Here is a 23,148-nt window from a genome sequence, read left to right as displayed (position 1 = left end):
CACCTCTCCCCGCGCAGCGGTCTCACCTCTCCCCGCGCAGCGGTCTCACCTCTCCCCGCGCAGCGGTCTCAAACCTCAACGTGCGGACGAAGCACTCGCACTTCTCATCGTCGTGGTTATCTCGACATTCTCACATTCGATATCCATCGCATTTTCTCACTTCGCAACGCTCTCACCTCCCGATCTCCCCATCTCATTCCAGACGAAAGAGAACGCGGGCGGTGCCAATGGCACCGCCCGCGTTCTCGCACCATACCCCGAGGTCTTATTCGTCGGGCATGGTGAATGCCGACGGCTCAAAGCTCGGAAGCAGGGCTTCAAAGTTCGGCTCGAGGGCTTCCGGCAGCGGCTCCGGCTCGGGGAGCGCATCGCTCTCGACGTCCACTTCCTGGTAGCGATACATGCCTGTACCGGCCGGGATGAGGTGACCGATGATGATGTTTTCCTTGAGCCCCAGCAGATCGTCGCGCGAGCCACGAATGGCCGCGTCGGTGAGGACGCGCGTGGTCTCCTGGAAGGAGGCCGCCGACACGAACGACTGCGTGGTGAGCGAGGCCTTCGTGATACCAAGGAGCAGCGGCTCCGCCGTTGCCGGCGTGATCTTCCGCTTCTTGGCCTCCTCGTTGGTCTCGCGGAAGACCGCGCGATCGACATGCTCGCCTTCGAGCATCTCGGTGTCGCCCGACTCCACGATCCGCACCTTCTGCAGCATCTGCTTGACGATCACGCCAATGTGCTTGTCGTTGATCTTCACGCCCTGCAGGCGATAGACCTCCTGCACTTCGTTGAGCAGATACTCCTGTACCGCGCGCGGGCCCTTGATGCGCAGAATGTCGTGCGGATTGACGGGGCCTTCGCTGATACGGTCACCGGCGCGCACGCGATCGCCCTCGTGCACACGCAAGTGCTTGCCTGACGGCACTTCGTACACCTGCTCGGCCTGCGACTCGTCCACCTGCCACACGCCCTTGTCGACCATGGCCGGACGGACGAAGACTTCGCGCTTGCCGCGCTTGATCTCGCCGAACCGGACGAAGCCGTCGATTTCGGAAATGGTGGCCGGATCCTTCGGACGACGGGCTTCGAAGAGCTCGGCCACACGCGGCAGACCGCCGGTGATGTCGCGCGTCTTGTAGGCCTCGCGGCTGATCTTGGCCATGATCGTACCAGCCTTGATCTCGTGGCCGTCTTCAATCGTGATCACGGCGCCCACCGGGAGGATGAAGTCGCGCACGCGCTTCTCCTTGCCGCCCTTGTTCTGCCAGATCTCGATGTGCGGGTGCAGCTTCTTTTCGCGGTCTTCGATCACGACACGCTGACGCAGACCGGTCAGTTCGTCGAGCTCTTCCGACAGCGACTCGTCTTCGACGAGATCCACGAAGCGAATCGTGCCCTCGACGTCGGCGATGATGGGGTTGGAGTACGGATCCCACGTGAAGACCGTGTCGTCCTTCTTGACCGACTGACCGTCTTCCACCATGAGGTACGCACCGAGCGGCACCTGCAGACGCGCTTCGATGAGCGCGTTCTTGTCGGCCGATGCCTTGATGATCAGTTCGCCTTCGTACGACGTCACGACCTTCTGGCCGTCCGGGTTGATGACCGTCACGAGACGATCACCGAACTCGATCACACCGGCCTTCTTGGTCTTGCGCGCCGTCTGTTCGGCGATACGCGCCGCCGTACCACCGACGTGGAACGTACGGAGCGTCAGCTGCGTCCCCGGCTCGCCGATGGACTGCGCCGCGATGATACCGACCGCTTCGCCCAGATCCACCATCTGCATGGTGGCCAGGTTGCGGCCGTAGCACATGCGGCAGAGGCCGCGCTTGGCTTCGCAGGTGAGCACGGAACGGATCTTCACCGTTTCGATGCCCGCATCTTCGATGGCCTGCGCCGTCTCTTCCGAGATGAGCGAACCGGCTTCCACCAGCAGGCGCGGACGACCCGCTTCGTCACGCTCCATGGGGTCAAACACTTCTTCGGCCGCCACGTTGCCAACGAGACGCTCGGCCAACGGCTCGATCACGTCTTCGCCTTCCTTCAGCGCGGCCGTGTCGATGCCGAGGATCGTCCCGCAATCCTCTTCGGCGATCGTCATATCCTGCGCGACGTCCACCAGACGACGCGTGAGGTAACCGGCGTCGGCCGTCTTGAGCGCCGTGTCGGCCAGACCCTTACGGGCACCGTGCGTGGACGAGAAGTACTCAAGCACCGACAAGCCTTCACGGAAGTTCGACTTGATCGGATTTTCGATGATTTCGCCGATACCACCGGTGAGCTTCTTCTGCGGCTTCGCCATGAGGCCACGCATACCCGCCAGCTGACGGATCTGGTCGCGGCTACCACGTGAACCGGAGTCGAACATCATGAACACCGGGTTGAACCCGCCCTGCGATTCGCGCATGGTCTTGACCATGGCGTCCGCAATGTCCGTGTTCGCGTGCGTCCACGTGTCGATGACTTTGTTGTAGCGTTCGCCGTTCGTGATGTTACCGGTGGCGTACGCGCGCTGGAAACGCTCCACGCGCTCCGACGCTTCCGTGAGAAGCACCTGCTTCTCCTTCGGAATGTGCAGGTCTTCGATACCAATCGAGACACCGCCCTTGGTCGCGTTGCGGAAGCCGAATTCCTTGAGGCGATCGAGCATGGCCACCGTCTCCGCGAGTCCCGCCGTGCGGTAGCTCTGGAAGACCAGTTCGCCGAGCGCCTTCTTCTTCATGTCCTTGTTGAGGAACGGCAGCACCGTGGGCACGATCCCGCTGAACATCACGCGGCCGGCGGTGGTGGCGATCCATTCCTTGCCCGACTCCGTCTCCAGCATCCAGCGGATCGGCGTCTGCAGCGTGGCGCGGCCGGTCGCGATGGCGATTTCGACTTCGGAGAAGTTGACGTACGGCGGCAACGTCTTCACGAACGCCGGATCGGACGTCTTCTTGTCGAAGTCGGCGTACGGCGCCTTGGTGGCGACGTAGCACCCGAGCACGATGTCCTGCGACGGCTCCGCCACCGGACGACCGTCCGACGGCTTGAGGATGTTGTTGGACGACAGCATGAGCACGCGCGCTTCGATCTGCGCTTCGAACGACAGCGGCACGTGCACGGCCATCTGGTCACCGTCGAAGTCGGCGTTGAACGCCGTCGTCACGAGCGGGTGAATACGAATGGCCTTGCCTTCCACGAGCACCGGCTCGAACGCCTGGATGCCCAGACGGTGGAGCGTGGGCGCGCGGTTGAGCAGCACCGGGTGGTCCTTGATGATGCCTTCCAGCACCTCGTAGACCATCGCGTTCTCGCGCTCCACGATCTTCTTGGCGCGCTTCACCGTCTCCGCTTCGCCGCTCTCCACCAGCTTGTGGATGATGAACGGCTTGAAGAGTTCGAGCGCCATGGCCTTGGGCAAACCGCACTGGTGCAGCTTGAGCTCGGGACCCACCACGATGACCGAACGGCCCGAGTAGTCCACGCGCTTGCCGAGCAGGTTCTGACGGAACCGGCCCTGCTTGCCCTTGAGCATGTCGGACAGCGACTTGAGCGGACGCTTGCCGCGGCCACGAATGGCCTTGGAGCGACGGCCGTTGTCGAACAACGCGTCCACCGCTTCCTGCAGCATGCGCTTCTCGTTGCGCAGGATGACTTCCGGCGCCCGGTGCGAGATGAGCTTCTGGAGACGGTTGTTGCGGTTGATGACGCGGCGGTACAGGTCGTTCAGGTCGGACGTCGCGAAGCGGCCGCCATCGAGGGGCACGAGCGGACGCAGGTCCGGCGGAATGACCGGAATGACGTCGAGGATCATCCACTCCGGACGGTTGCGGATCTCGCCACCCTCGCCCGACGTGCGGAACGCATCGACAATCTTGAGACGCTTCAGCATCTGCTTCTTGCGATGCTGCGACGTTTCGCCCACGACGGAGCCGCGCAGCTCCTCGGCCGTCTTGTCAACGTCGAGACGCTTGAGCAGCTCACGCACGGCCGGTGCGCCGATGTCGCACTGGAACGCGGTATCCCCTTCGGCCTTCGCCTTCTGGCGCAGCGTCAGGTACTCGTCTTCGTCGAGCAGCTGGCGCTCACGCACCTCCTGCGAGCCCGGCTCGATGACGATGTAGTTGCTGTAATAGATGACCTTCTCGAGATCACGCAGGGTGACGTCGAGGAGGTTACCCATGGGCGACGGCAGGGTCTTGAAGAACCAGATGTGCGCAACCGGCACTGCCAGTTCGATGTGACCCATGCGCTCGCGACGGACCTTGCTGAGCGTGACTTCCACGCCGCACCGGTCACAAATCACGCCGCGATAGCGGATGCGCTTGTACTTGCCGCAATGGCATTCCCAGTCCTTGACGGGACCGAAGATGCGCTCGCAGAACAGACCGTCCTTTTCCGGCTTGAACGAACGGTAGTTGATGGTTTCGGGCTTCGTGACTTCGCCCCATGACCACCAGGTGCGCAGACCGGCCATTTCCAGCCGTTCGCGCTCCTTGGGGTCCTTCGGGCCGCGAATCTCCTCGGGTGAGGCGATGCGGACCGACATGTAGTCGAACGCCGACGCGCGGGCTTCGCGCGAGCTGCGGAAATCGATCATGCGTTATACCTCTCCGCCGTTACCACCGTTGTTCCCGCCAGCGTCGATCAGTTCGACACCGGTGCCATCGCTGGCGCCGAGCGTGACCTTGATGCCGAGCGCCTGCAGTTCCTTCACGAGCACGTTGAACGACTCCGGGATACCCGGTTCGGGCAAGTTCTGCCCCTTCACGATGGCCTCGTAGACACGGCTGCGGCCGTTCACGTCGTCCGACTTCACCGTGAGGATTTCCTGGAGTGTGTGCGCTGCGCCATACGCTTCCAGCGCCCACACTTCCATTTCTCCGAAGCGCTGTCCACCGAACTGCGCCTTGCCCGCCAGCGGCTGCTGCGTCACGAGCGAGTACGGTCCAATGGAGCGCGCGTGAATCTTGTCATCGACCAAGTGCGACAGCTTGAGCATGTAGATCTCACCCACCGTGACCGGTGAGGTGAACGACTCGCCCGTCCGTCCGTCGCGCAGCAGCGCCTTGCCCGTGGGGGTCAGGCCGGCGAGACGAATGAGTTCCTGTGCGGCCGAATCCACATCGCCTTCGCCGGCCAGCAGTGCGGCGAGCGCCGGCTGACCAATGCGGGCCATCGTGGCCGACGGCGACAGCGCCGCGTCCGCCTCGAGCGCCTTGATGGCTTCCTCGGCGTGCTCCGGCAGTTCCTCGCTGGAGCGGTGCACGGCAATCGCGGCTTCCACCGCGGCGATCTCGCGCTCGGCCAGCGTACGCGCCGAGCCAATCACGAACGCCTTGACCTTGGCAAACAGCGCCTTGGTTTCCGGGCTCATGCCCTTCGCGTTCAGATCGTTCAGCGTGGAGTCGGCGAGCAGTTCCACCTTGTCCGGCAGGCGACGATCCGGCTTGATGTCGGAGAGCAGCGCGCGGACTTCCGTGGACGTGCCATCGTGCGCGGCATCGCCGAGCACCAGCGTTTCGCGCGCCCAGCGCAGGCCGGCCAGCTTGAGCAGCAGGCCGATTTCGCGCTCGTTGGCCCCTTCGAACACCGGCGTCTTGGCGTAGAAGTTGAGCATCTTCGCCGCCCACCCAAGGTGGGTTTCGAGAATCTGCCCCACGTTCATACGTGACGGCACACCGAGCGGGTTGAGCACGATGTCCACCGGACGACCGTTCGGCATGAACGGCATGTCTTCTTCGGGGACGATACGCGCCACGATACCCTTGTTACCGTGACGGCCGGCCATCTTGTCACCGACCGAGATCTTGCGCTTCTCGGCGAGGTAGACCTTCACCAGCTGGATCACGCCCGGCGGGAGCTCATCGGGCTGCAGGATGCGGTCGATACGCTCTTCCGCCCGCTCTTCAATCCGGCTCTTCTCTTCGTTCGCGGCGTCGATGATCTCACGCACGCGATCGTTGGCCGCCTTCTTCTCCACGCGGAACGTCTTCAGGTCGAGCGTCGCGAAGCGGAGTCCTTCGAGGATCTCCTTCGTGAGCGTCGTGCCGGCCGCAATGGACTCCTCAACCGTGCCCGCCTTGAGCGCCAGCGCCACCACTTCGCCTTCCAGCAACGTGGCCAGCTCGGCGTCGCGCACTTCGTTGACGCGGATCTTCTCCTCGCCCTCGAGACGACGCACTTCACCGATGCGCTCACCACGATCCTTTTCGACCACCTGATCTTCGACGCGCGAGAAGATCTTCACGTCGATGACCGTGCCTTCCATTCCGGGCGGCACCTTCAGCGACGAATCCTTCACGTCCTTCGCCTTTTCACCGAAGATGGCCGTGAGGAGCTTCTCTTCCGGCGAGAGCTCGGTTTCACCCTTCGGCGTGATCTTGCCGACCAGGATGTCGCCCGGCTTCACCTGCGCACCGATACGCACGATGCCCCGCTCGTCGAGGTCCACCAGCGACTCTTCGGCGACGTTCGGAATTTCGCGCGTGATTTCTTCCTGCCCGCGCTTCGTGTCACGCACGTGCAGTTCGAGTTCCTGGATGTGAATCGACGAGAACACGTCGAACTTCACCAGGCGCTCGGAGAGCACGATGGCGTCTTCGAAGTTGTGGCCGTACCAGGGCATGAAGGCCACGGTGACGTTGGCGCCGAGGGCCAGCTGGCCCATTTCGGTGGCGGCGCCATCGGCGAGCACTTCGCCCTTGGCGACCTGCTGCCCCATCTTCACCAGCGGACGCTGGTTGATGGCCGTGTCCTGATTGGTACGCCAGTACTTCTTGAGCTTGTACCGGTCCAGCTGGCCGAGGCGCGCCAGCGGGCGATCGGTATCGACGGCGCCCGGAATGAGCCCGGCGTCGACGATGATCTCATCGGCGGTGACACTCGTGACGATACCGGCGCGGCGCGCGATGATCACGGCACCCGAGTCGACGGCGACCGTCCCTTCGAGTCCCGTACCCACCAGCGGCGTGCGCGGCTGCAGGAGCGGCACAGCCTGACGCTGCATGTTCGAGCCCATGAGGGCGCGGTTGGCGTCGTCGTGTTCGAGGAACGGAATGAGCGCGGCGGCGATGGAGACCAGCTGCTCCGGCGCCACGTCCATGAAGTCGATGTTCTCGGGCGGCTCGAGCGGGAGGTCGCCACGCTTACGCGAGAGGACCAGCGCGTCGACGAACGTGCCATCCGGGTTGAGCTTCGAGTTGGCCTGCGCGATGATCGCGTCTTCTTCGCGGTTCGCGTCGAGCCACACGATTTCGCCAGACACTCGGCCATCCTTCACGATGCGGTACGGCGTCTCGATGAAGCCGAGATCGTTCACGCGGGCGAAGCAGGCGAGCGACGTGATGAGGCCGATGTTCGGACCTTCCGGCGTCTCAATGGGGCACATGCGGCCGTACTGCGAGTAGTGCACGTCACGGACTTCGAAGCCGGCACGCTCACGCGTGAGGCCGCCCGGTCCGAGCGCCGACAAACGACGCTTGTGCGTCAGTTCGGCGAGCGGATTGGTCTGGTCCATGAACTGCGACAGCTGCGACGAGCCGAAGAAGGCCTGGATGACCGCCGACACCGTACGGGCGTTGACGAGGTCATCGAGGGAGATCTTCTCGGGATCGGTGTTGATGGACATGCGCTCCTTGACCAGTCGCGCCATACGCGACAGACCGACGGAGAACTGGTTCGCGATCAGCTCACCCACCGAGCGGATACGGCGATTGCCCAGCTGATCGATGTCGTCCACATCGCCGCGGCCTTCGTGCAGCTCGACGAGCTGGCGCATGATCTCCACGAAGTCTTCCTTCGTGAGGACCGTGGTGCTCATGGAGGTGTTGAGGCGCAGACGCTGGTTGATCTTGTAGCGACCCACGCGGCCGAGGTCGTAGCGCTTGGGCGAGAAGAACAGCCGCTCGAGCGCCTGTTTGGCCGTTTCGCGGTTGGGGGCATCGCCCGGACGGAGGAGCGCATAGATCTGCTTGAGCGCTTCCTCTTCGTGCTTCGTGGGGTCCTTGGCGAGCGTGTTCTTGATGAGCGTGGACTCGGCGCGGCCGGAGGCCACGAACACGAACACCTTGACGATGTCGGCCTTGCGGATGCGCTTGATGACGGCGTCGGTGAGCGTCGTGTCCTTTTCGGCCACGACTTCGCCGGTGTCGGCATCGATGACATCGCGGGCGAGCGTACGGCGCACTTCGCGCTCGCCACGATCGATGGCGTCCTGTTCGTCGCGCAGGTCGATCTGCGTGTACGAGGCGAAGACCTTGATGGTCTTGATGCCCTGACGGACGAGGCGGTTGAGCACCTCTTCGGTCAGCTCATCGCCTTCGCGCACGAGCAGTTCCGACTCGGAGCGCTCGCGCTCGGCCTTGGCCTTCTTGGTCTTGGCCTTGGGCGCATCCTCAGGCGTGATTTCGCCCTGCAGCGTGATGTCTTCGGCGATAATGGCGCCGAGGATTTCACGGATGTCGTTGCGGGTTTCGCGCTTCTTGAGGAGGTCGAGATCGCGTTCGGCGAAGAACAACCGCAGGATGTCGCGGTTTTCCCCGTAGCCAAAGGCGCGCAGGAGCGCGGTGGCCGGGAATTTCTTCTTCTTGTCGATGTGGACGTAGATCACATCGTGGATGTCCACGGTGAACTCGACCCACGACCCGCGGAACGGAATGATCCGCGACGACAGGAGGCGTTGGCCATTGGGGTGCGTGCTCTCTTCGAACACCACGCCTGGCGAACGGTGGAGCTGCGACACGATGACGCGCTCAGCACCGTTGATGACGAAGGTGCCGAGCTCGGTGAGCAGCGGCAGTTCGCCCAAATAGACTTCTTTTTCGATGATGTTCCGGGGACGCTTGCCGTCGCCGGTATCCTCGAAGATGACCAGTTGGAGGGTGGCCTTGAGCGGCGCGGAATAGGTCATGTCGCGCTCAATGCATTCGGCGACCGAATATTTCGGTTCACCGAGGCTGTACCGTACGAATTCCAACGAGAAATTCTCGTGGACATCCGTGATCGGGAACAGGTCTTTGAAGACGCGTTCGAGGCCGACGTCCTCGCGCTCCTGCGACACGGCATCCAGTTGCAGCAGCGACTCAAAGGCGCGCGTCTGGATGTCCAGCAGGTGGGGCATATCCATGCCCGTCTCGAGCTTCGCGAACGAGATCTGGTTCATCATATCCTTAAGGGGCTCACCCTCTGGCGGGGCGCGCGATCCCGGGGTGACCGGGGGCGCAAAGCGCTCCGTCCCCGACGGCTTCAGTCATCAAAACATGACCGAAGCCCCCGGGGAGGAGCGTTACAACGACGGAACTACGGGGTGTCGACGTAAACCGGTGGCTGGAAAGCCGTGGCCTTACTTGATCTCGACGCCAGCGCCTTCGGCCTCGAGCTTGGCCTTGATCTGCGCGGCTTCGTCCTTCGACACGTTTTCCTTGAGCGCCTTGGGGGCGCCATCGACGAGGTCCTTGGCTTCCTTGAGGCCCAGGCCGGTGAGCTCGCGCACCACCTTGATGACCTGAATCTTCTTGGCGCCCGCTTCCTTGAGGATCACGGTGAACTCGGTCTGCTCTTCCACTGCCGCCGCCGGAGCGGCCCCAGCGCCGCCGCCCGCCGCAACCGCGGCGATCGTGACGTTGAACTTCGTCTTGAACTGCTCAATGAGGTCGGCGAGTTCGATGACGCTCATCGCGCCGATCGCGTCGAGGATCTCGTCCTTGCTGATCGTGTTAGCCATGGTGGTACTTTCTCCGTGAATGTCCCCCAGGGATCCTGGGGCGTGTAATCAGGCGTACGCCTGGGGAACTCAGTTGGAGCCTTCGAGCTGCGCCTTACGGGCGTCGAGGGCGAGGGCGAACATCATCGGGATGCTGTTGAGGTAGCCGGCGAAGATCGAGAGCGCATCTTCACGCGTGGGCAGGGAGGCCAACTTCTTGACCATCTCCGCATCCACCGCGTTGCCCTCGTACAGACCACCCTTCACAGCGGGCTTCTGGTCGTTCTCCTTCGCAAAGTCGGAGAGGACCTTCGCTGCCGTGATGGCATCCTTCGCCACCACCACCCCCGTCGGGCCCTTCAGACGCTGGGAAACCAGTCCGCTCTCGTTGACTGCCCGGAGCGCCAGCGTGTTCTTGATCACGACGTAGTCCACCCCCGCCTTGCGCAGGCGGCGACGGAGTTCGGTCATGCGCTTCACGTTCAGCCCCGTGAAGTCGGTGTAGTAGAGCGCCTGCGCGCCGCTGAGCGTCGTCTTGAGGCTGTCTACCAGGATCTGCTTATCGGCCTTCTTGGCCTTCGGCTTGGCTTTCATGGTTGCGTTACCCTCTTACCGGAACGGCGTGGTGTCGACGGTGACGCCAGGACCCATGGAGCTCGAGATCGCGACGTTGCGGATGTACACGCCCTTGGCCGCTGCCGGCTTCGAACGAACGATCGTATCCATCAGCGCGGTGAAGTTGGACTCGAGCTGGTCGGGGGTGAACGAAACCTTGCCGATCGGGGCGTGCACATTGCCCCCCTTGTCAACGCGGAACTCGATCTTGCCGCCCTTCGATTCCTTGACTGCCTTCGCCACGTCAAACGTGACCGTACCGGCCTTCGGGTTCGGCATCAGGCCACGCGGACCAAGGACGCGGCCGAGCTGGCCGATCTGTCCCATCTGGTCCGGCGTCGCAATCATGACGTCGAAATCGAGCCAGCCTTCCTTGATCTTGGCCAGGAACTCCGTGCCCACGAAATCAGCGCCCGCATCCTGGGCTTCCTGAATCTTGGCACCGGCGCAGATGACGAGCACGCGCATCGTCTTACCCGTACCAGCCGGGAGGACGACGGTGCCACGGACCACCTGGTCGGCATGACGGGGATCGACGCCAAGACGAATCGCGACTTCCACCGACTCGTCGAACTTGGCGAATGCCATGTCCTTCACGAGCGCGATCGCCTGCTTGGCCTCATACGACTTCGAATGGTCGCGACGCTCACTCGCGGCGCGGAACTTCTTTCCATGCGTCTTCATGAGGCTCAATCCTTGACCGTGATGCCCATGGAACGAGCGGCACCGGCGATCATCGCCACCGCGCTCTCCATGTTTTCACAGTTGAGATCGGGCATCTTCACGGTCGCAATCTTTTCGAGCTGCGCCCGCGTGATGGTTCCGACCTTCACCTTGTTCGGCTGACCCGAGCCCCGTTCCACGCCGATCTCCTTCTTGATGAGTTCCGCCGCCGGCGGCGTCTTCAAAATGAAAGTGAACGACTTGTCCGCGTAGATCGTGACCTCGACCGGGATGATCATATCACCGCCCTGCGTCCGAGCATTAAACTCTTTGCAGAAGCCCATGATGTTGATACCCTGGGGACCGAGGGCCGTACCCACCGGGGGCGCCGGGTTCGCCTTGCCGCTTGGAATCTGCAGCTTGACGAATCCAGTGACCTTTTTGGCCATCTTACTTCCTCATCGCGAGTTCCACCGTCGGACCATCCGACAGCGGTCTAGCTGCCACATTGTTTTGCGCCGAGTGGTCGCGGCGTACAACAACAGTTCGGCGTTTTGAGTGCTGAGTTTTGAGTACTCACGACTCAAAACTCTTACTCAGAACTCAAAGCTCGACCGTCAATATCCGCGTAACTGCAGGTAATCCAGCTCCACGCTCGTCGGCCGCCCGAACAGGCTCACCGACACGCGCACCTTGCCCTTGTCGGACAGAATTTCTTCGACGGTCCCGTTGAAGTCCGCGAACGGACCTTCCGTGATCGCCACCGCCTGCCCCACGAGGAACGGAATCTCCTCGCGCACCGGGGTGTCGTCGGTCGGATCCGCCTGCCCCAGCAGGCGACGCACTTCGTCGTCGCGCAGCGGCATCGGGTCCTTGTCCTTCCCGACAAACTTGATGACGCCCTGAATGGCGTTGATCTCGTGCAGGGTATCCTGCGACGCGACCATCTCCACCAGCACGTATCCCGGGAAGATCTTCCGCTCCACGGTGACCTTCTTGCCGTTCTTGATCTCGACCACTTCCTGCGTGGGCACGAGCGCCTGACGGATCAGACGGTCCTCGGGCTGCGCCGGATCCATGTCGATCTTTCGCTGGATCAAGCGCTGCACCTTGTTCTCATGGCCAGACGTGGTCTGGACCGCGTAAAACCGGTGCTCAAGCATCGACACGGACATGGGGGTCACCTCAGCGTCCGACGAGCATGGCCGGCAATCGCACGAGCGCAAACTGCAGCGCCACGTCGATCAGCCCAATGAGTGCGCCAAGAATCAGCACGAAGATGATGATCTGGATGGTCGCCGACTGCAGCTGCGGGCGATCCGGCCACGTCACCTTCTTCATCTCAGCCAGCACGTCGTGATAAAACGTGACCAGCCGCGTGCCAAGTCCCGGTCGGGAAACCTCGACGGGAGCCGTCATGGGTTACTTGGTTTCCTTATGGAGCTGGTGCTTATTGCAGCGCGGGCAGTACTTCTTCCACTCCACGCGCTCCGGATGAAGACGCTTGTTCTTCATCGTGAAGTAGTTGCGGTTCTTACACTCGGTGCAACCGAGGATGATCTTCTCGCGCGCCATCGTCCGGCCTCGTCACAGCTCAAAATAGTTCGGACCCACCTCCGGCTTTCACCGAAGTGGGGTGAGCCTTGCAACGTAGCAGCGCCGGGAGCCCCCCGCAAGTCACGCGCCCATCCTATCCACACGACGCCCCCGCCCTCCGCAAGTGGCGGCACATCACAGGGTTACTGGCCAACCCCCGCACCCGAAGCGTGGCCGAAGATTCCGTCAATACCATTGTACCCCTGACCCGAAACCCATACCCAGCACCCGGAACTGATCAGTTTCGGGTTGTGAGTTCGAGTTCTGAGTTCTGGGTAGCTACACCCCCAGCGCCTCCGCAAAGCGCACCAGATCCGCCACCGACTGGGCTTCCATTTTCTGCATGACCCGGCCGCGGTGCACCTTCACCGTCTTGAGCGCGATTCCCAACTGCGCCGCGATCTGCTTGTTGGCGAGCCCCTGCACCACCCCCGCGAACACCTGGCGCTCCCGCCCCGTCAGCAGATCCAGCCGACGCTGCACATCGGCCGACACCTCGGCCTTGGCCTGCAAGCTCGCTCCCCGTGCGACGGCGCGCTCCACGGCGTCCAGCAGGGCCCCAGGGTCCGCCGGCTTTTCCAGAAAGTCCACGGCCCCGTCCCGCATCGCCTGCACGCTGCTGGACACTGTCCCGAAGCCGGTCACGAACACCATGGGCACCACAATGCCCCGGGCCGTCAGCGCCTGCTGCAGATCGAGGCCGGTCAGCCCCGGCATCTGCAAATCGGTCACCACGCAGCGTACCGCCGCGGCCTCTGGTGCGTCCAGAAAGGCAGCCCCTGAGTCAAAGCCGCTCGCCGTAAAGCCGGAGATGTCCAGGAGCCGGGTCAGCGACACGCGTGCCGCATCGTCGTCATCCACCACCGCGACCAGCGGTCGTACCTCGCCTGTTCGTTCATCACCCATGCATTGTCACCTGTTGAGGCACCAGACTGTCTGACCCATCGACCGGAACGTGTCGTGCCGGCAACCACAGCGACACCACCGCTCCTGCACCTGGAAGCTGACCCACGGCAATGGTACCACCATGCGCCTCCACCACGCGGCGCGCAATCGCGAGCCCCATCCCCATCCCGTTCGCCCGGGTGGTGACGAACGGCTCAAAAGCCGATCGCCGCACATCGGCCGCAAAGCCCGACCCATTGTCCACCACGGTCATCCGGACGCCATCACGCACCGCGCGGGCCCGCAGAAGGACCTGCCCCGACGGCACCCAGCGGGCCGCTTCCAGGGCGTTCTGCAGCAGGTTCACCAGCACCTGCTGAATGAGCACGCGTTCCACCTGCACCACCGGGACGTCCTTCGCCACCTGCACATGCAGTGGCACGCCACGATCGGCAAACTCCTGACGCAGCAACACCGTCGTACTTTCCAGGAGATCGCGGATCGTGAGCGCTTCGCGCTCCCCCTGCTCGCGCCGCAGGAAACGCCGGAATTCCCGCACCACCTGCGAGGCACGACGCCCCTGCGCCACGACGTCCAGCAGCGCCTCCTCCACGGCCGGGTTGGGCACGCCCCCCTGCGCGACCTGCCGCGCCACCAGTCGTCGCGCGACCTCCGCGTTATTGACGATCGCCGCTAGCGGCTGGCCCAGCTCGTGCGACAAGGAGGCCGTCAATTCTCCGGCGACCGCGACCCGACCGACTTGCGCCATTTCCCGCTGGTGCGCCTCCGCCGCCACCGCGGCATCGCGCCGCGCTCGCAACTCAACCTCGCGCGCCCGCGCCGTGGCCTTCACACTCCGCACCCGCTGCAGCAACGCCAGAACGATCAGCGTTGCCACCAACAGTGCCAGCAGCACCCGTGGCCAGCGGAGCTCGCTCAGACGGGCCGGCACGTTGATCTCCAGTGGCCGCACGTCGCGCCAGTTCCCGCCGGGGACGCGCCCCTCCAGCCGTAACAGGTACCGACCGGGATTGAGCGCGGAAATGCGCATCGTCCGCGACGGCCCGAGGCTCGACCACGCGTTGTCGCGTCCCTCCAGGCGGTAGCGGTACTGCATCGCGTCGGCAAAGCGGAACGAGGGCGCGCTGAATCCTACATTCAGCACGCGGTCCTCCGGCGCCAGCACGATGGGCGCCCCGGGATCAAAGAACCGTCCGGTCCCCGAGCGCAACGAATCAATCCGCACCGCTGGCGTTTCACCGGCCGTTTTCAGGGCGGCGGTGTGGACTTCGACCATGCCCCGCACCGTGGCGAAGGCCAATACCCCGGGACTCCGTTGGGTCGCCGCCGGCCAACCGGCATTCGCCTCGGGAATCCCGTCGGCAATCGAAAGCAGCCGTAACGTGGGGGGCTCAGTGCTGTCGGCCACCCATCGGCGCAGTGCGGCCAGCGACACCACGGTGAGTCCGCGATTGCCGGGCATCCACACTCGATTGTTTGGATCGGTAATGAGCGCCGAAATGGTGGGATCGGCGAGCGCGACCCGACGCGCCTGGCGCCCCTCGCGAAAGTACCACAGGCCGCTACCATATGTGCCAATCCACACACCGCCAGCCGTATCGGGCAGTAACGCACGAGGAATGGCCAACGGAATGCCATGCAGCCGATGAAAAGTCCGCTGCATGCCGTCGCGCCAGCGCGCCAGCATACCGGCCTGGGCAATCCACACGGTCCCATCGGCACTGCGCCCCATGGACTGGATCGGCACGTCGGTCGGGGTTTCCCATCCAGGCAGGAACGTCAACGCATTGTCAGCCCCGATACGCCCCACGCGACCGTCGGATAGCCCAAAGAGGACCGTATCGCCGTGTTCGAGCAGTGGGCGCACCGCGGCCGGTGAAGGGAGGTAGCTGTTGATTCGCCACACGCGATCGGTCCCATCGACATTCCGTCGCCGGATGGCCCCATCGCCCCCAATCCACAGTCGGCGCTGCCGATCCACCAGCAGGCTCTGGCTGCACCCCGGGGTGAGCGGTCGTGCAATGAGATCCTTGACCGCAGACGCGGAATCTGTCCGCCGGACATCGCTGCATCCGGAGGTGCTATACACCGTGCCGTCACCCGGTGACGCCAGTGAGTTGGTCCCCCCATCGGGAAACGCCCGCTTGGAACTGACGAGGCGCGCCGCGGTGGGACGGACAACGACCATGCGCTCTGACGTCCCCAGGAGCAGCAGGCCATCGCGCGTAAACGCGAGGGCATGCACCTCTCCGCCCGCGTCGAGAATCGCCTGCGGCGGTACGTCGTCACCGCCGTCGGTCGGTGGACGGTAGCGGTAGAGTCGTGCGCCCGCGCCAATCCAAATGATCCCGCTATTGTCGGCGGTAATGACCTGCACGCGCCCGGCGATACCGGGTACACGACGAATCTGTCCGGCCTCCTGCACCCACAGCCCCGCCTCTTGTCCGAACCAGAGGCGCTCGCGGGGGTCGAGATACAGCCCCGCATGGTCACGCAACTCCGGCGTGTTCGGAATGCGCCCTACACGGGACACGCCGTTGGCGTCCACCTGGACGAGCCCCCGAGGGCCCACGTAGTACATCCGGCCCCGGGAATCCTGTACGAACGAGGAGTAGCTGGGGAACGGAAGGGGCGCAGACCAGTGGCCGTGGACGAAGTGGTGCACCTCACCGCCTTCCCGCACCCAGAGCGTGCCAGCCCGGTCCACCGTCAGCTCATCAATGGTACTGGTGGCCTGGTCGCGCGGCAGTGCGGCCACGGTATCCATGACCCGGCCATTACGGAGTCGGGCAATCGTGCCGGATGGGGTGCCAATCCAGAGGTCCCCATTGGGGTGCGCGTACAAGGCGGTCACCGCATTGGCGCTGAGCACCGGTAATTCGCTGGACGCATACGTCTGGATGGAACGGCCGTCAAAACGGAAGAGGCCACCGAACGTCCCGCCCCAGGCATATCCATCCCGATCAACGGCCAGCTCAATCACGGAGGACTGCGGCAGCCCCGACTCCACCGTCCATGATCGCACGGAGACGTCGCTCGCGAGCACGCGCACGTCCGCCGGCTCAACCAAACGCTGCGCTGTGAGCGGCCGGGCGGCAGCGCCCAAGGTCACGAAGAGGGAGAACAGCGCGCGCAGTCCAGGCATGACCTGAGCATCGGCTGCTCCCCCTCCATCGTGAAGCCCTTAAAGGGCCCGGCACTGCTCCTTCTTCTCGTTCGCGACGTTACCAGCCCCGGTGGGAGCGGGGACGTTTTCCTTGCACTCGAGCGTCTGGCTCACGCGGTTGCCAGTCAAGGTCACCCCGCCACGGTTCTTCTCGATCTGCATGTTGCCCCGCACGATCGCCGCGTCGCTACGCAAGGCGCCAATGTTCTCGGAAAACTGGACGTCCCCCTCAACCGTCACCCGGGCCACGTCCGCCCGTTCGGCCTTGCTGACCTGCACATTGCCGAGGATGCGGCTATCGAACGCCGTGAGCGACGCCCCCGTTTCTTCGATCAGCACATTGCCGCCAATGGTGCTGTTCTCAACGCGGGCCGCAGCGCGGCGCTTCACCTCCACATCCCCCGTAACGGCCGTGTTGGCGGTCAGGGTCACGCTGCGTCCATCCTCGGCCTGGACGCTGCCGGCGATCCGGGCGCCTGTGGCCACCACCGAGCCATCGAAGGACACCTTCACATTGCCGCGAACCGTGGTGCCGGCCAACGCGCACGTGGCCCCGATCGGCACGAAGACATCGTCGACGGTGATGGCCGCCAGCGTGCCATTGCAACGTGCAGCGGTGGTGGTGGTGGTCGCGGTTCCGGTTGCGCCGCCGGCCGTACTGCCGGTCGTGCTGCCAGTGGTACCACCAAGGGTGCCACTGCTGCCGCTGCGGCCGGCCGTGGCCGAGGCGGATTCATCGACCCCGGTTGGCGACTCCGCGCCGCACGCGGCGAGGGCAAACGTGGCGGCCGTGATCATTGACAGGGAGGCAAAGCGGGAGCGGGACCCGAAGGCAAGCATGATTAGTCTCCTGACGGAAAAGTGAAGCAGCCCTCATTGGCTGCGCGACGTCAGGTTATCCAGGGTGCGATGGGGGATCTGTGCGGCCTATCACCTTTGCACCGGCGTTCAGCGAGTGTGTGCCAACTCGTTACGTTCCGTCCCAAACTGGGTACGCCGGGATGTCCCCTGAGGGGGACGATCAACGGGCATTTGCCGCTGTGGGGAATAACGTGGCCCCTCACCGGCGAAAAAAAGCGGTCCCGCTACTCCGAAGAGTAGCGGGACCGCTGAAAAGAGCTCACAACCGGGATCGAACCGGTGACCTCATCCTTACCAAGGATGTGCTCTGCCAACTGAGCTATGTGAGCGTCCTGCACAGTGACCAACAGCAACAGCTACAAGAGCGGGAGACGGGACTCGAACCCGCGACATCAAGCTTGGAAGGCTAGCGCTCTACCAACTGAGCTACTCCCGCGTCGTTCCGTCTTACCCCGCCGGCGAACCGGCGGGTCCTGCAGTGGTGGGGGAAGGATTCGAACCTTCGAAGGCTTGCGCCGTCAGATTTACAGTCTGATCTCGTTGGCCACTTGAGTACCCCACCCAAGATTCGCCGACCTTCGCTGAACTTCGGCGAGAGCTGACGAGGGGGCTCGAACCCCTGACCTGCTGATTACAAATCAGCTGCTCTACCAACTGAGCTACGTCAGCAGAAAAGGACCCGAACTCCCAGAGACCCCAATGCTAATGGGCAGGGGGGGCTTTCGGTAGCTCCCCCACGCCCTGGATTGGACGCCGGTGCCGGATCCCCGGTCACTTACCCCCGACGCCAGCGGGTACCACCTGGCCCGTCTTCGATAATCACGCCCCGCGCGGTCAGCTCGGCGCGCGCCGCATCGGCCGCGGCAAAGTCACGACGTTCCCGCGCCGCCTTCCGGGCCGCCAGACGTTCTTCCACCCACGCCGCCAAGTCGCCATCGGTCTCCTGCTCCGGCACCAGGTCGAGCACCGAGTCCATGAGCTTGAAGGCCGCCCGGGCCCGCTCCAGCGCCGCCTGGTCGGTACCGCCCGCATCCAGCTCACGATTGGCGTCGGTAATGAACGTGAACAACGCGGCCAGCGCTTCCGGCGCGTTCAGGTCATCAAACAGCGCGTCCAGAAACACCTTTTCCGCCCGCGTGGCCGCTTCGGCCAGCGCGGGGGTACCGGCCGATACCTCGGCCAGTCGACGCGCGAACGCCCCAATACGGTTGACCGCCGCCCGCGACTGCTCGAGCGAGTCGTCACCCAGATTGAGCTGCTTGCGGTAATGCGCGTTGAACACGAAATGCCGGTACACCGTCCCGCTGATTCCCTGCTCGCGCAGCTCCACCACATTCGCCACGTTGCCAACACGCTTGGCCATCTTGGCGCCGTCGGTCAGGAGGAACTCGCCATGGCACCAGCACCGGGCAAACTGCTTTCCCGTGGCCGCTTCGCTCTGCGCAATTTCATCTTCGTGGTGCGGGAAGATGAGATCGATCCCGCCGGCGTGCAGATCGAACGTTTCGCCCAGATACTTCATGGCCATGGCGGAGCACTCGAGGTGCCACCCTGGACGTCCGCGTCCCCATGGGGAATCCCATGCGGCGCCCGTCGCTTCGTCTTCGGGCTTGGCAGATTTCCAGAGCGCAAAGTCCTGCGCGTTTTCCTTCGCGTATTCGTCCTGCGCCACGCGCGCACCGCTCTTCACTTCGCGCTTGTCGAGCTGCGACAGCTTGCCATAATCGGCAAACTTGTCGATCGCGAAATACACCGAACCATCCTCGGCCACGTACGCCACGCCATTGGCCACCAATCGCTCCACGAGATCGATCATCTCGGGAATGTGCTCGGTGGCCTTGGGATAGCGCTCGGCGTCTTCAATGCGCAGGTAGCGACGATCTTTGTGAAAGAGCTCGGTATAGGGCTCCGTCACTTCCAGAATGTGCTGGCTATTGGCCTGCGCTTTCCGGATGATCTTGTCATCCACGTCAGTGAGATTCATGATCTGTTCCACCTGCCATCCGGCCAGGCGGAACGCGCGACGCAGCAGATCCTCGAAGAGGAACGTGCGGAAGTTGCCGAGGTGGGCGGCATTGTAGACGGTGGGTCCACACGTGTACATGCGCACCGTTTGGCCATCGACGGGTGCGAACGGCTCGACGCGGCGCGTGAGCGTGTTGTACAGGCGGAACTCGGGCATTGGAACGGGTTGGACGAGGTGAGGGGTACTGGCGACCGGGGTTTTCCCCGAAACCTTGAAACGTGTGGGATCCGCCAGCATCGTGAAGATGTTAGTATCGCGTAGAATCTAGGGGGTGCGTCACCCCCCTGGCTCCCCACCTTTCTCCCCGGAACTGACCATGCCAGCTTCGCCGTCTCCGTTGCCGCGTTCGTCCCGCGTCCGTAATGCCGCTGTCGTGGTGGCTCTTGTCGCCGTGGGCCTGGCGGCGCGTGGCCGCGATGCTCAGGGTACCCAGCCTCCGGTGGCCCCCCCGGCCGCGCCAACGGCGACTGCCGCCCCGGATTTAGCCGTACAGGACAGCACCAAGGCCGACTCCACCGCTGTCGCCGACACCCTCATGGACCTGTCCATGGTCATGGCTGCCGAAGCCGCCGCGGCTACGGTGACCACGGCCCCGGTCGCGGTGGCGCCGACCGCCTGGCCGGTGGATCCGACCACTGGGCAGACGCTCATCAACGGCCGTCCGGTGGTGGGACGGGTGTTCATCATGCGGAAGACCGACGGCACCGTGAAGTACCCGAATGTGGCGGATGTCGTGGCTCACGAAGCCCTGGCCCCGCTTCCCCCGGTGGTAGGCTCGAGCTACCAGCAGGCGCCCATCACGAACCAGCGCCGCATGCGTGGCATCATGATCCAGAGCACCCTGTGGGACATGGATCGCAAGCGCTCGGCGACCCGTCAGCGGTACTACCCCGCCAGCACGCCGGCGAATCAGCTGGGTCAGTAAGCTCGGCGGTCATGGGGGATGAGGCGCCCGGTGCCGGATGGCACCGGGCGCCTTAGTTTTGGCGAGCGCTATTGCCACTGCCGGAGCGCCAGGAGTTGCCCAAAGCGCAACCATAGGCCCCGGGTGGCCCAATGATCGTTGGAGACGTCGTAGGTGGCCCCGTCAGCCTCCCGCAGCTGGGCCGAGGCCTGAGCGGGGAGACAGGAGCGGACGGCGGGTTCGGTGCGCACCGGATGCGGTCGAGCCACGGCCACCACGGCGCCCTGACTCAACCGCAGGCGTCGCGCCCAGGCCCGCCATTGACGTGCTTCCTGAGCGGAGACCGCGCCCAACCGCGAAGCGCGTAGCAAGTGCACCACCGGCTCCGGCTCGTCGGACGGCAAGGCGCGCCGGCTCACCGCGTCGGAATGCAGCTCGCGCCACCCCTCGAGAACATGCGGCAGCGCGTTTGCGGTGATGCTGCACCGTCTGATGCGGACTTGAGGTGCGACACGACGTTCGCCCCGCCAGCGTTGACTGACGGTAAGGGCCGGACTGCCGGCCAGAGCCGCCAGTAATACCCGGGCACCGGCGGGATCATCGTGGTGCACCACGACACAGTCGCCACGGTGCACGGTGAAATGCACCCGATCAAGGAGCCGCACGCTGGCACTGCACATGGGCGGCATACCGGCGTGCCATTCGGCGGTGACGTCCACGAGGGCGAGCAGCGGAGGATCATGAGAGAATTGCATGGACGCACAGTGCATGCGTCGCGCAATTTCCCCGTCACCAATTCTACGACGGCACTACCAATTTTCGACGCGCGTGAAACGCCGCAATGGCCTCGGCGATCGGCGAGGGATCGAAGCGCACCGGATCGGTAACCGGCAACCCGGTTTCCTCCTGCGCGCGCGCAATGGCCTGCTGTGCCGCCTCGTCGTCGAGATCGAACGTATTGAGCGCCACCGCAATGACCGGCGACGGGCGCAGCGGCGCCATCATGCGCTCGTACAGGGTGATGACATCCGTGAGCGGCGGAATGGGCACCCAGGCGTTGCGATTGATACTGACGCGTGTGGGTTGTGCGCACAGCACCATGGCGTGCGGTAACGACCCGTGCATGAGCCCGAGTGTCACCCCCGAGTACGCCGGATGCAGCAGTGACCCCTGTCCTTCCACCAGCACAATTTCCGCGTCATGGGCCGCCTCCATGGTGAGCGCCTCGGCGGCACCGGCAATGAAGTCGGCCACCACGGCATCCACCGCGATGCCACGACCGGCCACGAGGATGCCGGTCTGCCCCGTCGCGGCAAAATTGACTCGCGGTCCACGCGCCTGCACCGCCTGCTGCACCTGCAACTGCGTCGTCATTTTGCCAATGTTGCAATCGGTCCCCACGGTGAGCACGATGGTCGCGTCCAGCTCACGCACGCGCCCAGAGCCCACATCGAGCATCGCCGGCGGACGCCGCAAGTCCCGAATGACCGCACCATGTTTGGTGGCCAACGCATGGAACTCCGCATCATCGCCAAGCAGCGTGTGCAAACCGCTCCACACGTCGAGGCCGGCGCGCAACGATTGATTGACGATGGCGCGCCATGCTTCGGGGAATTGGCCACCGGCCGGCGCAATACCGATCAGCAGCGCCGTTGGCGCTAACGCCATTCCTTCAGCAAAGCTTCCCACCACAGGAATGGCCCCGCCCAATCCGAGAATGTCCTGCGCGGTGCGCCCGGTCTGGGTGCTATCCAGAACGGCCACCACCTCATTCGGGATGTACCGAAGGCAGGCGTTGGCCGTTTTGGATGACTGCGGGCCGAAGTGTCCTTCGGCCAGAATCAGGAAGCGCCGGGACAATCAGGACCGCGGATTGATCTGCGAGAGCTGTTCGATCTCCGCGATGAGATCGGCTTCCGCAGTTTTCTGCTCGGCGGACTTGTCCGGTGTTGCCGCCGGCAACTGGGCCGGTGCCGCGGCGGCAGGCGCCGCCTCCGTGGCACCAGCGGCCAGCTGACGTGCCGCCGCAGGCGCGCCAGCCGACAGCATGCCCATGCGCTGCTTGAGCTGCAACAGCTGCACGTCGGCCGTGGCCCCACCCGACGAACGCTCCAGCTGCTTGAACTCACCCGCGAGACGATCGCCGCTGAACTCTTCGTCGATTTCCTGCGCGGCCTGCAGCTGCCGTTCGTTGGATGTGATCTTCTCTTCCATCCGGGCAAACGCTTCAAAGGCGGAGTTTTCCGACAGCCCCGACATCGTCTGCGAGATCCGCGCCTGCGCCTCGGCGCGACGCTGCCGCGCCAACAGCAAATTCTTCTTGCGTTTGGCTTCTTCAATCTTGTCGTTGAGATCGCGCAGCGACTGCTTGAGCTTCTCGGTCTCCATCTTGTGCGCTTCCCACGTCGCCGCGAGCTGCTGCCCGTGTTCGAGGTGTTCCTGGCCGCGCATGAGGGCCTGCTTGGCGAGATCGTCACGGCCTTCCTGCACCGCGAGCATCGCGCGCTTCTCCCAGTCGTCGGCGAGCTTGAACTCGGCGTCGGCCTGGTCCTTGAGGCGCTTCTCATCGGCAATGGCGGCAGCGACCTGCTGCTTGGCCTTGGCCAACTGATTACGCATGTCCACAATGATCTGATTGAGCATCTTCTCGGGGTTTTCCGCCGAGGAGATGAGGTCATTCAGGTTCGACTTGATGACAGTCGAGAGACGGTCGAAGATGCCCATGG

The 23,148-nt window shown here is 64.0% G+C and carries 17 protein-coding genes and 4 tRNA genes; 1 reads left to right on the top strand and 20 read right to left on the bottom strand.

All coding sequences use genetic code 11. The features are described from left to right. Positions 1–265: 265 nt before the first annotated feature. The 17 genes from rpoC to cysS all read right to left on the bottom strand — a co-directional run bounded on the left by rpoC (position 266) and on the right by cysS (position 19,674). Positions 266–4,582, bottom strand: coding sequence for a DNA-directed RNA polymerase subunit beta' (gene rpoC / locus GEMMAAP_RS05090; RefSeq protein WP_026849980.1), 4,317 nt, complete (start codon positions 4,580–4,582; stop codon positions 266–268). 3 nt (positions 4,583–4,585) lie between these two features. Further along, a complete protein-coding gene (gene rpoB, locus GEMMAAP_RS05085) occupies positions 4,586–9,145 on the bottom strand; it encodes a DNA-directed RNA polymerase subunit beta (protein WP_026849981.1) in 4,560 nt (1,519 codons plus the stop codon). Positions 9,146–9,325: 180 nt separating this feature from the next. Continuing rightward, positions 9,326–9,706 carry a 50S ribosomal protein L7/L12 gene (rplL, locus tag GEMMAAP_RS05080; protein WP_026849982.1) on the bottom strand — a complete coding sequence of 127 codons (381 nt, stop codon included), beginning with the start codon at positions 9,704–9,706 and terminating at the stop codon, positions 9,326–9,328. A gap of 69 nt (positions 9,707–9,775) precedes the next feature. Next, positions 9,776–10,279 carry a 50S ribosomal protein L10 gene (gene rplJ / locus GEMMAAP_RS05075; RefSeq protein ID WP_026849983.1) on the bottom strand — a complete coding sequence of 168 codons (504 nt, stop codon included), beginning with the start codon at positions 10,277–10,279 and terminating at the stop codon, positions 9,776–9,778. Positions 10,280–10,294: 15 nt separating this feature from the next. Continuing rightward, entirely contained in the window at positions 10,295–10,984 is a 690-nt protein-coding gene (gene rplA / locus GEMMAAP_RS05070) for a 50S ribosomal protein L1 (RefSeq protein WP_026849984.1), read from the bottom strand. Between the two features lie 5 nt (positions 10,985–10,989). Further along, entirely contained in the window at positions 10,990–11,412 is a 423-nt protein-coding gene (gene rplK, locus GEMMAAP_RS05065) for a 50S ribosomal protein L11 (RefSeq protein WP_026849985.1), read from the bottom strand. A gap of 168 nt (positions 11,413–11,580) precedes the next feature. Continuing rightward, a complete protein-coding gene (nusG, locus tag GEMMAAP_RS05060) occupies positions 11,581–12,138 on the bottom strand; it encodes a transcription termination/antitermination protein NusG (protein ID WP_082821079.1) in 558 nt (185 codons plus the stop codon). Between the two features lie 10 nt (positions 12,139–12,148). Beyond that, positions 12,149–12,382, bottom strand: a complete 234-nt coding sequence (gene secE, locus GEMMAAP_RS05055; RefSeq protein ID WP_075071433.1) for a preprotein translocase subunit SecE — start codon at positions 12,380–12,382, stop codon at positions 12,149–12,151. Positions 12,383–12,385: 3 nt separating this feature from the next. After that, positions 12,386–12,538: a 50S ribosomal protein L33 gene (rpmG, locus tag GEMMAAP_RS05050; RefSeq protein ID WP_026849987.1), complete on the bottom strand. Its 153-nt coding sequence runs from the start codon at positions 12,536–12,538 to the stop codon at positions 12,386–12,388. Between the two features lie 300 nt (positions 12,539–12,838). Continuing rightward, complete coding sequence (locus GEMMAAP_RS05045) at positions 12,839–13,465, bottom strand: response regulator transcription factor (protein WP_026849988.1); 627 nt, start codon at positions 13,463–13,465, stop codon at positions 12,839–12,841. Then, positions 13,458–16,610: a sensor histidine kinase gene (locus GEMMAAP_RS05040; protein ID WP_026849989.1), complete on the bottom strand. Its 3,153-nt coding sequence runs from the start codon at positions 16,608–16,610 to the stop codon at positions 13,458–13,460. Before GEMMAAP_RS05040 ends, GEMMAAP_RS05045 begins: the two co-directional genes overlap by 8 nt. Positions 16,611–16,649: 39 nt before the next feature. Next, positions 16,650–17,471: a DUF4097 family beta strand repeat-containing protein gene (locus tag GEMMAAP_RS05035; RefSeq protein ID WP_026849990.1), complete on the bottom strand. Its 822-nt coding sequence runs from the start codon at positions 17,469–17,471 to the stop codon at positions 16,650–16,652. Positions 17,472–17,748: 277 nt separating this feature from the next. Next, positions 17,749–17,821 (bottom strand) — tRNA-Thr (locus GEMMAAP_RS05030). A gap of 34 nt (positions 17,822–17,855) precedes the next feature. Then, positions 17,856–17,928: transfer RNA gene (locus GEMMAAP_RS05025), tRNA-Gly, on the bottom strand. Between the two features lie 43 nt (positions 17,929–17,971). Beyond that, positions 17,972–18,054 (bottom strand) — tRNA-Tyr (locus GEMMAAP_RS05020). Between the two features lie 34 nt (positions 18,055–18,088). Next, positions 18,089–18,161, bottom strand: a tRNA-Thr gene (locus GEMMAAP_RS05015). Positions 18,162–18,267: 106 nt separating this feature from the next. After that, the gene (gene cysS, locus GEMMAAP_RS05010) at positions 18,268–19,674 is read right to left on the bottom strand and encodes a cysteine--tRNA ligase (protein WP_026849991.1); all 1,407 of its coding nucleotides are present in this window, start codon (positions 19,672–19,674) and stop codon (positions 18,268–18,270) included. A 160-nt stretch (positions 19,675–19,834) separates the two neighbouring features. On the opposite strand from cysS, the gene GEMMAAP_RS05005 reads away from it, so the two are divergent. Further along, a complete protein-coding gene (locus tag GEMMAAP_RS05005; protein WP_145979013.1) occupies positions 19,835–20,443 on the top strand; it encodes a hypothetical protein in 609 nt (202 codons plus the stop codon). 68 nt (positions 20,444–20,511) lie between these two features. Here the strand turns inward: GEMMAAP_RS05005 and GEMMAAP_RS05000 are convergent, their stop codons facing one another. The 3 genes from GEMMAAP_RS05000 to GEMMAAP_RS04990 are packed head-to-tail and all read right to left on the bottom strand — an operon-like array spanning position 20,512 to position 23,146. Next, positions 20,512–21,177: a hypothetical protein gene (locus GEMMAAP_RS05000; RefSeq protein ID WP_043581057.1), complete on the bottom strand. Its 666-nt coding sequence runs from the start codon at positions 21,175–21,177 to the stop codon at positions 20,512–20,514. Between the two features lie 43 nt (positions 21,178–21,220). Beyond that, on the bottom strand, positions 21,221–22,282 hold the full coding sequence (locus GEMMAAP_RS04995; protein WP_053334245.1) for an N-acetyltransferase DgcN family protein: 1,062 nt from the start codon (positions 22,280–22,282) through the stop codon (positions 21,221–21,223). Continuing rightward, positions 22,283–23,146 (bottom strand): PspA/IM30 family protein, encoded by an 864-nt coding sequence (locus GEMMAAP_RS04990; protein ID WP_026849994.1) that lies wholly within the window; start codon positions 23,144–23,146, stop codon positions 22,283–22,285. Positions 23,147–23,148: the final 2 nt, after the last annotated feature.

This window comes from Gemmatimonas phototrophica (assembly GCF_000695095.2).
GTDB classification, from domain to species: Bacteria; Gemmatimonadota; Gemmatimonadetes; order Gemmatimonadales; family Gemmatimonadaceae; genus Gemmatimonas; species Gemmatimonas phototrophica.
This window is presented reverse-complemented; position numbering and strand designations above follow the sequence as displayed.